Genomic DNA, 15,917 nt, shown 5'->3' on the forward strand with positions numbered 1-15,917 from the left:
CAATTCCCCAATGATGATTAGAGAGCGCCCGCTGCAGTTTTATCTAACACTCCACCACTTAAATGTCCGGTAATATTCATAGCTTGTAGAACGGGTGAACTGTCAGCACCTTGAGGATAATCAATCACACTAACTGCTCCATTCCCCTGACGGAAATTCCAGAAATTTTCCAAGGACAGACCGAGTATGTGACAAAGTAAAGTTTTATTTGTTGCATCGTGAGCCACAACTAGACCCATACCAAGGTTTTGACTTTGAGCAGTTTGTAATATTTCTTGCCACGACCCAACACTACGTTGATATACCTCTTGTAAATTTTCACCTTCTGGCATTTGCACCTGAGCGGGAATAGTGCGCCAGCGGTGCAACTCACCGGGGAAATCCTGATCTATTTCCGATTCAAACTTACCCTCCCATTTTCCATGGCTAATTTCCCTTAAACCATCCAATAATTGTAAACTGACGTGGGGATGGTCTTGAAGGATAATTTCTGCTGTTTCTCGGGGGCGGGCCATAGTGCTACTAAAGGCAAAATCAAGAGATATGGTTTTGAGAAACTCTCTAGCTTTTGTTGCTTGAACCCTACCATGGTCATTCAAAGGTACATCAATTTGTCCTTGGAACTTCCCTTGACGATTCCATTCAGTTTCTCCATGACGAACCAATAGTAAACGAAACCCTTGATGATTTGGGCGCAAACTAGGCAAAATATCTCCCAGATGTTGGGTTTGATTCATGGACTCCAACTGTACCGGTTCACCCAGTCCCCCGCTAAAATTAAGCACACTGATTCCACAATTAGACTGTTGTATAGAATGATAGCGACTAGGGGGAATACCCAATGCTGTACTAATTAGAGCACGATTAATGCCATTATGTGCAACTACAAGAATAGTCCTTGCCCGGGGATGGGATAAGATATGCTGCCAAAATTGTCGTGCTTGTTCATATAAAGATAATATAGGTGAGTGATCTCTTGTACCATTTGCGTCACTAATTGTCATTAGCAATTCCTGGGGACGTTCTTTCCAGATACTATAATCGAGGGAGAACTTTTCCTTCACCTCTCCAGATAACATTCCCTCCCACAAGGGTAAGTCCACCTCCAGTAAATAGTCAGTAGTCTCCACCGATGGAACCGGATGACCTGTCAACTGATTGTGGATAATTTCCGCAGTCTGTTTAGCTCGGGTGAGGGGACTGCTATATATAGCCGCAAATGGTATATTACTAAGCACTTGACCAGTCCTAAGAGCATCCTCGGAACCTTTTTTGGTTAAGCTGGACGTGTTAGTGCGTCCCTGAATGCGTCCTTCAGTGTTATAGGTACTTTGTCCATGACGCACAATAATCACACGAGTCATTTAAAAAACCTCTTCTCTTTTGAGGAAGTAATTTTACATTAAAATGTCAATTAACACACCACTGAAAAATCTTTTATTACAGGTGACCATAATGAGATATTATGTAGAGGAATCGGTTCCTCAGTTTAGTATTGATTACTATTTCAATTGTCCCATTTAATAATTTTTGCTACTCTTTGGCAACTCGCAGTATTGCACCCAAGGATTAACCATTTCTAATTGTGATGCGATGCTAATCAAGGTAGATTCAGCAGCGGGCTTGCCAATTAATTGCACACTCAAGGGTAAACCATTAGCATCAAATCCCATAGGTATGGATATAGCAGGCAGCCCCGTCGCGTTTGCTATGGGGCAGGGTGCAATCCATTTAATGATTCTTTCTAGGGTGTCATCAGGGTTCAACTGACTCCACTCACCAATTTTTATGGGTGAGTGGAGGTACACAGGTAATACTAATATATCTATGGGATCAAAGAAAGACACAATTTGCCGAGATAGGATTTGCATCTGTGTTACCGCTCGTAGATACTCACCTGCTGAACCTGTTCTCTCTAATAAAAACTGATTGAGAGGTTGTAAGATCTGTGGAGGTATTCTAGCAGCAGCTACTCCAGCTTGCCATACAACTTGAAATGGTTGGACTAACCCACTTATATCCGGACACTTCTCTACTACATTATGTCCCAACTCCTCCAATAATCTGACCGCTTTTAATACCCCCTGTTGACCGTTCCCATCTGCTTCCCCTACGGAGGGAATACTTGTACTAAAGGCTATGTTCAGTCCCACCTTTGTTCTCGACTCCAAGAAACAAGGTTCTGGATCATTTAACCAAAAGGGATCCCCCGGGAAATATCCAGAAATTACATCTAGCATAGCAGCTGCATCAGCTACCGTTCTGGCCAGGGGACCACTAGTAGCTATGATACTAGTACCAGGAGCATTAGTTACCCTTCCCCTAGCAGGTTTAATCCCTACCAGTCCGCAACAAGCCGCAGGTACCCTAATAGAACCACCCCCATCAGAACCTTGGGCGATCGCACATAATCCAGCTGCAACAGCGGATGCAGCACCACCACTAGAACCACCAGGAGTATATTCTAGATTCCAGGGATTTCTAGCTGGGGGAAAACCTGGAGGTTCAGTATAGGGATAAGACCCTAGTTCCGAGGTAGCTGTTTTTCCCAGAATGACAAAACCCGCTTGTTTGATTTTGGTAACCACACCATCATCATAATTGGGGATGTTATTAACCAAGGTTGGATTGCCATAGGTACAGGTAACACCCGCCACCGCATTCAAATCTTTGATTGAAATGGGAACGCCAAAAAAGGGTGGTAATGCAGTTTCCCTGGTATTAGCTAGTATTTCTGTTTTATAACGACTATCAGCTATGGCTGATTCCGCCATAACCGTGAAGTAACTACCCAATTGAGGGTTGAAACGAGAAATTCTATCTAAATATAACTCTGTGAGTTCTAGGGGAGATATCTCCCGCTTACGAATTAACCTAGCCAATTCCAAAGCGGGGGTAAATGCTAAATCAGTCATCAGTTATGTGGGGGGTTTGGTTTAAAGTGATGATCTATCAGTTAAAATTTCATAACCCGTTTCCGTAACCAACACAGTATGTTCAAATTGGGCAGATAGAGCATTATCAACAGTAACAGCAGTCCATCTATCACTTAATATTTTAGTAGTTTTTGATCCAGCATTAATTATAGGTTCAATAGCCAAAGTCATACCAGCACGTAATTTAACATTAGGAATTTCACGAGTTCTATAATTAAAAACTGCAGGTTCTTCATGAAGGTTTCTACCCACCCCATGACCTGTGAACTGCTCTACCACATTAAATCCAGTTGTTTTAACATAGTCTTCAATCCCACCAGCAATATCAGCTAAATGGGCATCAGCTTTCACTTGTTCTATACCTGCATATAAAGCTTTTTCAGCCACTTCAATTAATTTTGCTGCATCCGGACTTACAGTGCCCACAGCAATGGTGATACAAGAGTCACCATGGAAACCTTGATAGTATGCTCCCGTATCAACCTTTAGCACATCTCCTGAGCGAATCACTTTTTTCTGACTGGGAATACCATGTACCACCTCGTGGTTGATACTAGAACATATAGAAGCTGGAAATCCATGATATCCCTTAAAACTGGGAGTTGCGCCCATTTCTCGAATACGTTTTTCTGCGTGTGCATCCAGATCCGCAGTAGTCATCCCCGGTTCTACCAATTCAGAAATTTCCTTGAGAACAGTAGCAACAATCCTAGCTGATTGTCGCATGATATCAACCTCACGAGGAGATTTGATTTCTATTCCCCGACGTTGCTGTGATATGAAAGGTTTAGACTGCACTGGTAAGGTAAGTAGGTCGCTGAGAATGTTCATCATCTGGTTTGGTAGTTATCGCTGTTAAACAGCTAAGGTTTGCTCTAGGTGAGATTTGATTCCAAAATGGATCCACTCCACCCCCATTCTACCACTTCTTTCAATATACAAGGTTGGGTTGAAGGACGAAACCCAACAAACGATTTACTCCATGCGATCGATCAATGAAAAGGGCGATTGGGAAGCACACGGAATTAACCGGGATTGTTTGAATTAACCAACGCCTGGAGACTGTCTGTGGGGGAGACAGGGAATGAATTCCCTGTCCAAAGTGGGTTTTCAACAGACTGGTCTTGTGGTGGGTGATTTTACTGTGGTTTCATTCATCCAAATTGACACCCAGGGCTGCCAATTTTTCAGCCAATTTGTCCGCTCGTAGTTTTTCCTGTTCTGCTCGTTGCTTTTCCTGTTCTGCTGTTTCAGCCAAAGTAGCTATCCAATCGCCATCCTCATTATACCAACGTAGCCATAAACCTTCTGTACCTTGATATTTTCCTAACCAAACTCCTACCCCTAATTTTAGCTCAGGAAACCAGAATTTTGGCTCTGTCAGTTCCACCGCTTGATATTTTATTCCCGATAGTTGGAATACTCGGAGTTGATTTTCATATCTGTCGAAAATGATATAGTAGGGTGAACGTAAATACTGCTCATAGGTTTGCCATTTTGTTGGGGGTTTATTGGCACTTCTTAATGTTTTTCCTAAATCTTCCGCTTCTGTACCTGGTGATAATAATTCCACGATTAAGAATGGAGCGAATCCTTCTTGCCAAATTACGTAACTCAACCGCATATCTTGCTGAGTTTCAGAAGCAGCTGCGCCTAATACTAAAAACCAATCTGGCCTTTTATACCATGAGAAATGATGCACATCATAGTACAAGTTTAAATCCGTACCAATAAACATTTTCTCTCGGGGATAAACCGATGATTGGCAGGTTTCGCGCAATAATTGAGGTTGAAAGTCATGGAATTCGTCTGGCAAACCTGGTTCCTCCGGATTTTCACTAGGTAGGTCATACATGGTGGGCAAGGTTTCCCAGGGTGGACGGGGATGAATTGTGGAGTTTAATTCCTCATCAATATCCTCACTGGGTAAATTGGTGGCTATGGTTTTTAGTGGAGGTGCTTCACTTTGATACATGATTCATGATCTCCTCGTTTAGAAATTTTGTGGAAACTTTGTATCTATAGTCTCTATAAGGTGTTTATGGTCATTAAGCTGTGGTGCAGCTAGACTGTATAAGATGTCTAGCATTCTGGTAAGTAGTTTTTACCTAGTCACCTATCCTATATTATAGCGTCATCAACATTGCTGATAAAATTTGCAGTCCGTGCCATAATTTGATTACCTCTGAACGAGGTGTAAGGTGATCTGGAATTCTTAGCGGAACGGCCCGATCACCTTATTTTTAAATATAACACTAGTTAAATAAAAGGGAATGAATTCCCTGTGTGAAAGCCAAAGTAGGTTTTCAAGCAACTGGTTTTGTCGGTGGTAGTTGCCATAAGCTGGAGTATTCTGGTTGCAGTCCTGGTATTTCTTCCAAATGGGAAGTATCTCCCTTGAGTTCCAAAAACCATTGTGATTCCTGATGCACTAATTTAACCAGGGAGCATAATTTGGCCTTTACTTCAGTTTTGGCTAGATCTCCTACAAATCCCATAGCAGCACCTAACACAGAAGCTCCATGTGCGACTAATAAGATATCGTGAGGCCAAAATTCCGCTGCTAAACATCTGGCAGTCTGTCCTGAACGATATCTCACCTGTTCATGGGTTTCAGGGTATTTTGCAGCAATCCGAGGTGTATAGCTCCTATCTATTCTAGGAAATAATTTGACCAGTTCCAAGGTTGACAGTTTTTCTGGTTCTTCTGTCATCCACTCTGGATTTAACCACTCGCTGAGTCCTGTCTCTAATTTGATATCTAAATCCAAGATTTCCGCTACTGCATTGGCTGTCTGTACGGTCCGCAAAAAAGGAGAGGCAAAAATATGCTTTATTCTTTCGCCTTTTAACCGTTTTGCTAGTTGCTGTGCCTGAATTATACCATCATCTGATAAAGGGGGATCATAACGCCTTTCTGCTGTCAGAAACCAGTCAGGGTTGACAAAGTCAAGTCTGTTAGCATGTCTAGCAATCCAAATTACTTGGCTCATGTAATCATATACATATTAAGAATAATAAAAATATATCATAAAGCAATAATCAATACAATATTGCCAGTGTCATATTAACTTAACAATTTCTTGATTAGTAGCCTATCTGGCTTTTTGTCTTCATAAAACTTTGGTAGTCTTTAACCAAGATTAATAATTTAAATTTTTCAATAAGAGGACAATATTTTGTCTTCAAATCTTGTTGTTTTACCTTAGTTAAAGCATGGAATTTTTATCACACCCACTTTTTAAAAATTGGCACTTAGTTGCTTTTTATAAATTTCAAAACTTTGATTTATCTGGCTTTTGATTTTATTTAGCAAGGTCCAATTATTGAGGATAAAAAATCCATGAGATTAGATGTTACGGCAACCAGTTTTAGTGACAGTCAACTTAATATACAAGATGAAAAGTTGGTAATTCCACAATTACAAACTCCTTTAGAAAACTCTGTAATTTCAGCAGGCCATAGCTATCTAGTATTAGAGGAAGAAAGTCAACAAAGTGTTACCACAAACAACTATAATACTAATAATGGATATGGATTAATAAATGCGGGGAATGCAGTAAGTATGGCAGTAGGTCAAAGTCCCTATCCTAAAGCACCTCAAATAGGAGGAAACAATTGGGGTGCGGATATGATTAATGCTCCTACAGCTTGGCAAAATGGTTATACAGGTCAGGGAATTATTGTTGCTGTTTTAGACACTGGAGTAGACTATAACCACCAAGATTTAAATGATAATATTTGGTTCAATCCCAAGGAAATTGCAGGAAATGGTATAGATGATGATGGCAATGGTTATATTGATGATATTAGAGGGTGGAATTTTCAAAGTAATAACAATAATGTTCTCGACGATAATGGTCATGGAACTCATGTTTCTGGGACTATTGCAGGTGAAAATAATGCTATTGGTGTAACTGGTATTGCCTATAATTCTCGAATTATGCCCGTGAAGGTTTTAGATGAAAAAGGTTCGGGATCTTATACCAGTATCATCCAAGGTATCCGTTATGCTACTGATAATGGTGCTCGCATTATTAATATGAGTTTAGGAGGAGGTTCTGGTAGTGATGGTTTAAAATCAGCCCTTGAATATGCTGCTAGTAAGAATGTAATCGTAGTTATGGCTGCTGGGAATGAGGGCAATTCTATACCATCTTATCCTGCTCGTTATGCGTATAATTCAGGACTTGCAGTGGGCGCAGTAGATATAAATAATAAAACCACTAATTTTTCCAACCGTTCTGGTTCTCAAGAAATTAAATATGTCACCGCTCCCGGTGAGGATATTTACTCCACAGTTCCTAACAATAAATATGCCAATTATACTGGTACTTCTATGGCTACTCCCCATGTTGCTGGAGCGATCGCATTAATGTTAAGTGCCAACCCCAATTTAACAGAAAGTCAAGTGCGAGAAATTATTGTTAGCACAGCGGAAAATAGCACTAAACCTCCACAACCCAATCAACCTCTTCCACCCTCACCTTTCCCCTTTCCTATAAATTTATTTCCCTTTGATCTTGGGAACCAATTCCCCACAGATATTGGTTCTCAATTTCCCTCTCAATTTCCCACGGATATTGGTTCTCAATTTCCCATCGGATTTCTCCAAACATCTAGTTTGGAATCTGATCTTTTAGGTTGGGTAGATGAACAAGACCCAACACCCTGGATATAAATGCGATTGCGAAGTATTCACTACGCGAGATATCTAAATTTTCCCCGATCTAAGTAGATAGGGATTCATTAAAACTGGTTTTGTACAGAGGTTTGGTGTCATTGCAGCAAACATTGCCAACAAGTTTCGCTCAAAGATTGATTTCTTTTAATAACCAAAAACCAGCAAAAGACTGGGACTGAGGATCAGACTGTACTCCAATAAAATGCACACCGTCGGCTTTTTGTTTAGCCTCTTCAAACCCCTTAGCCTCTGCTAATAATTGGGGAGTTCTCAAATTTGCTAAAATCCAACTTTCCGTACCACCTGTCTCTAAAACTAATCTATCCCCTTGATTATTACGATTACTATCCAATCGTAAATATGCCAACTCTAAACCGGACATCCATCCAGCAATGGGTAAAGCTCTGGGAGAAAAAATCAAAATTCCCGGAATGGGGATTTCTGGGGATAAACCAGCTAATTCTAAGGGAAAAGCCTCGCCAAAAGCAATTTCCCATTCTGGCATATCAGTAATATCACTGGATCCTAGACTAACAAATGTCCATTGTTTACCTTCTAGCGCATCCGGTAACCTTTGAGGTAAGGGTCTTTCCAATCGTACGGAAGAGTTAGTTACCTGTTCATATCCGGGTTCTTGAGGATAAACTTCCTCCATTCTTTGTTGTATCCATTGGTTGAGAACTAAAGTTTTGCGACTAGGTAAGGCAGGTATCCCCATATCTTGACAAGCTTTAGTAATCATATTATTCATCTGTCGGCGGAAAAAACGAATTTTTATGGGTGCTACACCTGCTTTTTCAATAGCTTCTTGTAATGCTTGGCGTAACCAGACTGAATTGACTTGGGTACTGGGGCAATATTGCGCGTAGCGAAATAGGGAATCCACTTTAGTAAGAACATCTGTAGGACTTTCACAGATCAAGACTTCCCAAACTTTTTTTTGATTTGCGTCCAGAATAGGACGAGAGTAAAAATCGAGTTCCCAAATATTGCCCATGTTATAATGTGAGACTGGTTATGAATATTATGTTATGACTATTATGACTGGTAATCATGGAGTGGGCAATTCATTGGGAGCAAAAGCACCATTTTCAGTAATGATAGCTGTTATTAATTCAGCTGGGGTGACATCAAAAGCGGGATTATAAAATTCCACGCCTGAAGGTGTGAGCATACTATCACCAACCTGGTAAATTTCGGATGGGTGACGCTCTTCTATGGGAATTTTATCCCCACTATCTAGACTGAAATCAATGGTGGAAACAGGTGCAGCTACAAAAAATGGAACATTATGGGATTTAGCAACAATGGCTAGATTATAAGTACCTATTTTATTCGCTGTGTCTCCATTGGCTGCTATTCTATCTGCACCAACAACTACGGCATCAATTAAACCTTGCTTCATACAGTGTGCTGCCATATTATCAGCAATGACAGTGACGGGAATACCTTCTTGTACACATTCCCATGCGGTGAGCTTTGCACCTTGTAAACGAGGACGAGTTTCATCGGCAAAAACCCTAGTTAGTCTCCCCTCTTTCCAAGCTGAACGCACCACCCCCAATGCTGTACCATAACCAGCGGTTGCTAAAGCACCTGCATTACAATGAGTCAGAATAATTAATTTTTCTGGTGTTTTCGGTAAAACTTTCAACCCGTTATCACCTATAAGTTGACAAGTTTCTAGATCTTCAGTACGAATTTTTTCAGCAGTTTGTAGCAGATTTTGTTTAATTTCTTCTATAGTTCCTAGGGTTTCATAGGCAATTTGCATCATTCTGCCAATAGCCCAAAATAGATTGACCGCAGTGGGGCGAGTAGAGCGTAATAACTGGGCCACACCTTCTAATTCATGTAAAAACTCCTGGCGATTATTTGTTTTTATTTCCCTGGCGCCCAAATACATACCATAAGCAGCAGCCACACCAATAGCAGGTGCGCCTCTAACAATCATGGTTCTAATTGCCTCAGCCATATCCTGACTACGATGAACCTCAATCACAGCGTATTCATTGGGTAGACGAGTTTGATCAATTAGTATAACTGAGTCATTTTTCCAGATTACAGGATAAAGCATAATTACCACTATAGATAAATCTTTTGAAAGCTCTAATTAAAGCTTTAGTCCCACCCTTGGGGAGGGTGGGGCTATTAACTACTACGTGAGCATCAACCAAATTTGCCAGCGGTAGAAGCAATTAGGAATGCTGCATAGGTAAGGATGTAGCCAACGGTGAAGTGAGCTAAACCAACCACACGAGCTTGAACGATGGAGAGAGCAACGGGTTTATCCTTCCAGCGAACTAGGTTAGCTAAAGGAGTGCGCTCGTGAGCCCAAACCAAGGTTTCGATTAATTCTTGCCAATATCCTCTCCAGGAGATCAAGAACATGAAACCAGTTGCCCAGACTAGGTGTCCAAATAAGAACATCCAAGCCCAAACAGATAGGTTATTCATACCATAGGCATTGTAGCCGTTGATCAACTGAGCAGAGTTGGCCCAGAGGTAATCGCGGAACCATCCCATTAAATAGGTTGAGTTTTCGTTGAATTGGGCAACGTTACCCTGCCAAATACCCAGGTGTTTCCAGTGCCAATAGAAGGTTACCCAACCAATGGTGTTTAACATCCAGAACATTGCTAGGTAGAAAGCGTCCCAAGCTGAAATATCGCAAGTACCGCCCCGACCAGGACCGTCGCAAGGGAAGGCGTAACCAAAATCCTTTTTGTCAGGCATTAGCTTGGAACCACGAGCATCTAAAGCACCTTTAACCAGTACTAAGGTGGTGGTGTGAATAGCTAAAGCAAAGGCATGGTGAACCAAGAAGTCGCCAGGTCCAATGGTTAAGAACAGGGAGTTAGTACCAGAGTTAATGGCATCTAACCAACCAGGTAACCAAACATTACCAGCGTTGGGGTAAGCTGTGTAGGCAATACTGTCAGGGTTAGACAACAATACGTTAAGCCCGTATAAAGCTTTACCTTGAGCAGCTTGAATAAATTGGGCAAACACTGGCTCGATGAGGATTTGCTTTTCAGGAGTACCGAAAGCAACCACTACATCGTTATGAACGTACAGACCCAAGGTGTGGAAACCGAGGAACAGGGACACCCAGCTGAGGTGGGAGATAATCGCTTCTTTGTGCTGAAGAATCCGGTCTAGTACGTTGCCTTTGTTTTGTTCTGGATCGTAGTCCCGAACCCAGAAGATGGCAGCGTGGGCAAAAGCACCAACCATCAAGAAACCAGCTATGTACTGGTGGTGGGTATACAATGCTGCCTGGGTGGTGTAGTCCTTAGCGATGAACGCGTAGGAAGGGAGAGAGTACATGTGTTGCGCCACCAAGGAAGTGACGGTTCCTAACGCTGCCAAGGCCAAAGACAGTTGGAAGTGTAAGGAGTTGTTGATGGTGTCGTACAAACCTTGGTGAGGTAAGTTGAACTGACCTTCACTCTTGCTACCGGGGACTAAACCTGATTTGGAATTCAGCATTTCTTTGATGCTGTGACCAATTCCAAAGTTGGTGCGGTACATGTGACCAGCAATAATAAACAGAACTGCGATCGCCAGATGGTGATGAGCTATATCAGTCAACCACAGAGATTCTGTTTGAGGATGGAAACCACCTAAGAAGGTCAAAATTGCTGTTCCTGCACCGGTGGAGGTACCAAATATCTGACCTGCGGTATCGGGGTTTTGAGCATATACACCCCAGTTACCGGTGAAGAAGGGGGTCAAACCTGCGGGGTGGGGAGCCACACTCAAGAAGTTATCCCAGCCCACGTGAATACCGCGAGACTCAGGAATGGCAACGTGAACCAAGTGACCAGTCCATGCTAGGGAGCTAACACCAAATAAACCAGCTAGGTGGTGGTTCAAACGGGGTTCAGCACTCTTGAACCAAGAGAGACTAGGACGGAACTTGGGTTGCAAGTGCAACCAACCAGTAAATAGGAACAATGCGGCCAAGAGCAACAAGCCTAGGGAACCGGTATATAGTTCTTGGTTTGTCCGCATCCCAATGGTGTACCACCAGTGATAAACACCTGAGTAAGCAATGTTGACAGGATTGCTTGCGCCAGCTTGGGTAAAAGCGTCAACTGCTGGTGCGCCGAAATGAGGATCCCAAATCGCATGGGCGATGGGACGGACGTTAAGGGGATCTTTGATCCACTGTTCAAAGTTACCTTGCCAGGCTACGTGGAACAGGAGGCTGGATGCCCACAGAAAGATGATTGCCAGGTGACCGAAATGGGTAGCGAAAATCTTTTGGTAAAGATTTTCTTCCGTCATGCCGTCATGGCTCTCAAAATCGTTGCCTGTGGCGATCGCATACCAAATCCGACGGGTAGTCGGGTCCTGTGCGAGATCCTGGCTAAATTTGGGAAATTTTGTTGCCATAGGGTTGATGATTCCTCTGACCTTTGACCTTTAGCCATTGCTTAGTATCAGAGACATTTTGGGTCTTAGATTTTGGTAATTTCCAAAACCCAAAATATCGCCTGAAGTTGTTAACCTACCGAAAGGATGTGTGCGTGGAAGAATGCCCAGGTAGTGGCAATTCCTCCCAGGAGGTAGTGAGCTACACCTACGGCCCGACCTTGAGTGATGCTCAAAGCGCGGGGTTGAATTGTGGGAGCTACTTTTAGTTTATTATGTGCCCAAACTATGGACTCAATTAATTCTTGCCAGTAGCCGCGACCACTGAACAGGAACATTAAACTGAATGCCCAAATGAAGTGAGCGCCCAAAAACATTAGTCCGTAAGCGGATAGTTCACTACCGTAGGAGTTGATTACTTCTGTAGCTTGTGCCCACAGGAAATCCCGTAACCAACCGTTGATGGTGATGGCACCTTGGGCAAAGTTATCACCTGTGATATGACTAACCACCCCATCATCTACAGTACCCCATACATCCGACTGCATTTTCCAGCTAAAGTGGAAGATTACAATAGATAGGGAGTTATACATCCAGAACAGTCCTAGGAATACATGGTCCCAACCGGAAACTTGGCAGGTACCACCACGACCTGGACCGTCGCAAGGGAAGCGGAAGCCTAAATTGGCTTTATCTGGAATTAAACGAGAACTACGAGCATACAGTACACCTTTGAGCAGGATTAGCACTGTTACATGAATGGTAAAAGCGTGAATGTGGTGAATCAAAAAGTCCGCTGTGCCTAAAGGAATAGCTGCAGCTGCTACTTTGCCACCTACTGCCAACACTCCACCGCCAAACACGTAGCTTACTGCTTCTAGAGCATTGGGTGCTGTTGTTCCGGGTGCTACGTGGTGTAGATGTTGTACCCACTGAGCAAACACTGGTTGCAATTGAATTGCTGTGTCTGAGAACATGTCCTGGGGACGACCCAGAGCACTCATTGTGTCATTGTGAATGTACAAACCAAAGCTATGAAAGCCTAAGAATATACAAACCCAGTTGAGGTGAGATATGATAGCATCACGGTGACGAATCACACGATCCAACACGTTGTTTTGGTTCACTACTGGATCATAGTCGCGCACCATGAAGATTGCCGCGTGAGCAGCACCACCTACAATCAGGAACCCACCTATCCACATGTGGTGTGTAAATATACACAACTGTGTGGCGTAGTCGGTTGCCAAATATGGATAGGGAGGCATCGCGTACATGTGATGAGCGATGATGATTGTCAAGGAACCCAAGAAAGCCAGGTTGGTAGCCAGTTGGGCATGCCAAGAGGTGGTCAGGTTTTCGTAGAGACCTTTATGACCTTCACCTGTGAAAGGACCCTTGTGGTTTTCTAGGATATCTTTGATGCTGTGACCGATACCCCAGTTGGTGCGGTACATGTGACCAGCGATGATGAATAACACTGCGATCGCCAGGTGGTGATGAGCAATATCAGTCATCCACAGCCCGCCTGTTACTGGATTCAATCCACCTTTAAAGGTCAAAATGTCAGCGTAGGCTCCCCAGTTCAAGGTGAAGAAAGGAGTTAACCCACTAGCAAAGCTAGGATACAGGTGGGCAATCAGTTCTTTGTTCAAAATGAACTCATGAGGCAAGGGAATATCCTTAATAGCCACACCGGAATCCAACAGTTTGTTAACTGGTGCGGAAACGTGAATAATGTGACCTGTCCATCCCAAGGAACCACAGCCTAATAATACGGCTAAGTGGTGATTTAGCATTGACTCCACGTTTTGGAACCATTCCAGTTTGGGAGCGCGTTTGTGGTAGTGGAACCAACCAGCAAACAGGAATAAACCTGCTAACACTAAACCGCCAATAGCAGTTACATAAAGTTGGAATGAGCTGGTTATACCCCAACCACGCCACACTTGAAATAACCCAGAGGTGATTTGAATGCCGTGGAAACCGCCACCAACATCACCATTTAAAATGTCTTGTCCCACAATTGGCCATACAGTTTGCGCGCTGGGTTTTACCCCTAGCGGATCTGCTAACCAAGCTTCGTAATTAGAGAACTTAGCTCCATGGAAGATCATTCCGCTTAACCATATTGTCACCACGGCCAAATGGCCAAAGTGTGCGGAGAAGATTTTGCGGGAAATGTCTTCTAAGTCGCTTGTGTGCGTATCGAAATCGTGGGCGAGGGCGTGGAGGTCCCAAATCCACGTGGTGGTTTTTGGACCTTTAGCCAAGGATCTGTCGAAGTGACCAGGTTGGGCCCATTTCTCAAATGAGGTAGGCACGGGGTCATTATCAACTATGACTCTTGCTTTTTTCGCCTCTCGCTCCGGAGGACTAATCGTCATTCGACCTCCTCTGTCAATAGGGAATGAGGAATCATGGACACCACAGAGTTAATTTTACTCTTCGTTTCCAGTTGTTTTCTGGAACCGTGTGGATTTTTCGTTTCTGTTGAATTATAGAGTCTGTACTTGTACTTTGTTGGAGACATTTTAACAATAATTTAAAATTGCCAGATTCGTTGTTACATCTGCCTTTTATATTTGGGTCTCTTGCTAAAAAGTCAATAGTTTTTTTATTTAATTTACAAACCATTACAATTCTTAAAACTAATAGTTTTTAGGATCCTGTGGCCACCCTGTCCCTGCTCTCCCGACCTTAGTTGTACGTAAACTATTACCATAATTTCTGGTAACTAATGTTACTTGATATGGCAATTCGGTTGGAGAAGAGCAATCTATCTCAAACTACAGAATGATTATTTTTCCTAAGTTTAGGGGAAAATGTGTGAGTGAGACTTGTTGTCGTTTAATATGTGATCAATAGATTTTCTTGAGGAGAACCTTAGGTAAGGGTATGAACCATAAGTTAATACAAATGAAAAAAAGCCTTTTTCAATTTTGCTTTTCCCTAACAAGATGGGTTGTTATTCTTATAATAGCCTTTTATACTAGTGCTTGTACTGATAAAGCAGGAGGGCAAGATGTAGTTATTGAACCAGAAAAACCAGCAGTTGAAATTCCCCAAACACCACGACAGTTCTCTGAGGTATCCCCACCACAAGTTATTCAAGAGCTAGAATCTAATTTAGAACCTTATCAACCACAGGTATCAATAATTAATCCCATCTTTGATCAGGTTATAGAAGAGAACTCTGTAGCAGTGCGTTTCCAGGTGAGGGATTTACCAATCTTTAAGCATCCTCAACTTCAGCTAGGTCCACATTTACACGTTATTCTTGATAATCAACCTTACATACCGGTTTACGATGTAAATATTCCATTAGTGCTTAAAGATTTATCTGCTGGTACACATACACTCAGAGTTTTTGCATCTCGTCCCTGGCACGAAAGTTTTAAGAATGAGGGAGCTTATGCACAAACAACTTTCCATGTATTAACAAAAAGCAGCGATAATAATCCTGACCCTAATTTACCTCTACTTACTTACAGTCGTCCTAATGGTAATTATGGTGCGGAGCCAATAATGTTAGATTTTTATCTTGGAAATGCCCCTTTACATACGGGTGCACAAGAAAATCTTGAAGGTGAGGAAGGTAATGTAGGTAGTAATATAGGTAATTGGCGAATTCGTTGCACTATTAATGGTGAAAGTTTTGTTTTAGACAATTGGCAGACAATTTACCTCAAAGGGTTTAAACCCGGTAAAAACTGGCTAGAACTGGAATTTTTGGACAATGAAGGTAATCCTGTTAAGAACGTATTTAACAGCACGGTGAGAATGATTGATTATCAACCCGGTGGTCAGGATACTCTATCGAAAATCGTGAGGGGAGAGGTTACTGCTCAAGAGGTAAGAGGGATTGTAGACCAAAATTATGTGGAGACTCCTGTTTCTCCATCAGTTGAGACTAC

Annotated in this window: 11 protein-coding genes; 2 read left to right on the plus strand and 9 right to left on the minus strand. The window is 42.5% G+C overall.

The window, feature by feature from the left end:
• Positions 1-17: 17 nt before the first annotated feature.
• The 5 genes from ASL19_RS12280 to ASL19_RS12300 form a co-directional block, all read right to left on the minus strand.
• Positions 18-1,364: a histidine phosphatase family protein gene (locus ASL19_RS12280; RefSeq protein WP_057178565.1), complete on the minus strand. Its 1,347-nt coding sequence runs from the start codon at positions 1,362-1,364 to the stop codon at positions 18-20.
• 156 nt (positions 1,365-1,520) lie between these two features.
• Positions 1,521-2,915 (minus strand): amidase, encoded by a 1,395-nt coding sequence (locus tag ASL19_RS12285; RefSeq protein ID WP_057178566.1) that lies wholly within the window; start codon positions 2,913-2,915, stop codon positions 1,521-1,523.
• Positions 2,916-2,936: 21 nt separating this feature from the next.
• Positions 2,937-3,767: a type I methionyl aminopeptidase gene (map, locus tag ASL19_RS12290; protein WP_006278761.1), complete on the minus strand. Its 831-nt coding sequence runs from the start codon at positions 3,765-3,767 to the stop codon at positions 2,937-2,939.
• Positions 3,768-4,086: 319 nt separating this feature from the next.
• Positions 4,087-4,911 (minus strand): Uma2 family endonuclease, encoded by an 825-nt coding sequence (locus ASL19_RS12295; RefSeq protein ID WP_057178567.1) that lies wholly within the window; start codon positions 4,909-4,911, stop codon positions 4,087-4,089.
• A gap of 331 nt (positions 4,912-5,242) precedes the next feature.
• Complete coding sequence (locus tag ASL19_RS12300; RefSeq protein WP_006278759.1) at positions 5,243-5,929, minus strand: histidine phosphatase family protein; 687 nt, start codon at positions 5,927-5,929, stop codon at positions 5,243-5,245.
• Between the two features lie 350 nt (positions 5,930-6,279).
• On the opposite strand from ASL19_RS12300, the gene ASL19_RS12305 reads away from it, so the two are divergent.
• Positions 6,280-7,617 (plus strand): S8 family peptidase, encoded by a 1,338-nt coding sequence (locus ASL19_RS12305; RefSeq protein ID WP_057178568.1) that lies wholly within the window; start codon positions 6,280-6,282, stop codon positions 7,615-7,617.
• A 130-nt stretch (positions 7,618-7,747) separates the two neighbouring features.
• On the opposite strand, the gene ASL19_RS12310 is transcribed toward ASL19_RS12305, so the two are convergent.
• The 4 genes from ASL19_RS12310 to psaA form a co-directional block, all read right to left on the minus strand.
• Positions 7,748-8,617: a Tab2/Atab2 family RNA-binding protein gene (locus tag ASL19_RS12310; RefSeq protein WP_057178569.1), complete on the minus strand. Its 870-nt coding sequence runs from the start codon at positions 8,615-8,617 to the stop codon at positions 7,748-7,750.
• A gap of 54 nt (positions 8,618-8,671) precedes the next feature.
• Complete coding sequence (gene mtnA, locus ASL19_RS12315; protein WP_006278756.1) at positions 8,672-9,697, minus strand: S-methyl-5-thioribose-1-phosphate isomerase; 1,026 nt, start codon at positions 9,695-9,697, stop codon at positions 8,672-8,674.
• 92 nt (positions 9,698-9,789) lie between these two features.
• On the minus strand, positions 9,790-12,021 hold the full coding sequence (gene psaB / locus ASL19_RS12320) for a photosystem I core protein PsaB (protein WP_006278754.1): 2,232 nt from the start codon (positions 12,019-12,021) through the stop codon (positions 9,790-9,792).
• A 110-nt stretch (positions 12,022-12,131) separates the two neighbouring features.
• Positions 12,132-14,387 (minus strand): photosystem I core protein PsaA, encoded by a 2,256-nt coding sequence (psaA, locus tag ASL19_RS12325; RefSeq protein ID WP_057178570.1) that lies wholly within the window; start codon positions 14,385-14,387, stop codon positions 12,132-12,134.
• 511 nt (positions 14,388-14,898) lie between these two features.
• Here psaA and ASL19_RS12330 point away from each other — a divergent pair.
• Positions 14,899-15,917, plus strand: a 1,019-nt coding sequence (locus ASL19_RS12330) for a hypothetical protein (RefSeq protein WP_057178612.1), incomplete at its 3' end; no start/stop codon positions are given.

It is taken from the genome of Cylindrospermopsis sp. CR12 (genome assembly GCF_001432185.1).
In the GTDB taxonomy this organism is placed as follows: domain Bacteria; phylum Cyanobacteriota; class Cyanobacteriia; order Cyanobacteriales; family Nostocaceae; genus Raphidiopsis; species Raphidiopsis raciborskii.

Coding starts and splice junctions, on each gene's coding strand:
- ASL19_RS12300 (WP_006278759.1), bottom strand. CDS start 5,929: ATGAGCCAAGTAATTTGGATTGCTAGACATGCTAACAGACTTGACTTT.
- ASL19_RS12285 (WP_057178566.1), bottom strand. CDS start 2,915: ATGACTGATTTAGCATTTACCCCCGCTTTGGAATTGGCTAGGTTAATT.
- psaA (WP_057178570.1), bottom strand. CDS start 14,387: ATGACGATTAGTCCTCCGGAGCGAGAGGCGAAAAAAGCAAGAGTCATA.
- ASL19_RS12310 (WP_057178569.1), bottom strand. CDS start 8,617: ATGGGCAATATTTGGGAACTCGATTTTTACTCTCGTCCTATTCTGGAC.
- ASL19_RS12280 (WP_057178565.1), bottom strand. CDS start 1,364: ATGACTCGTGTGATTATTGTGCGTCATGGACAAAGTACCTATAACACT.
- mtnA (WP_006278756.1), bottom strand. CDS start 9,697: ATGCTTTATCCTGTAATCTGGAAAAATGACTCAGTTATACTAATTGAT.
- psaB (WP_006278754.1), bottom strand. CDS start 12,021: ATGGCAACAAAATTTCCCAAATTTAGCCAGGATCTCGCACAGGACCCG.
- ASL19_RS12305 (WP_057178568.1), top strand. CDS start 6,280: ATGAGATTAGATGTTACGGCAACCAGTTTTAGTGACAGTCAACTTAAT.
- ASL19_RS12295 (WP_057178567.1), bottom strand. CDS start 4,911: ATGTATCAAAGTGAAGCACCTCCACTAAAAACCATAGCCACCAATTTA.
- map (WP_006278761.1), bottom strand. CDS start 3,767: ATGAACATTCTCAGCGACCTACTTACCTTACCAGTGCAGTCTAAACCT.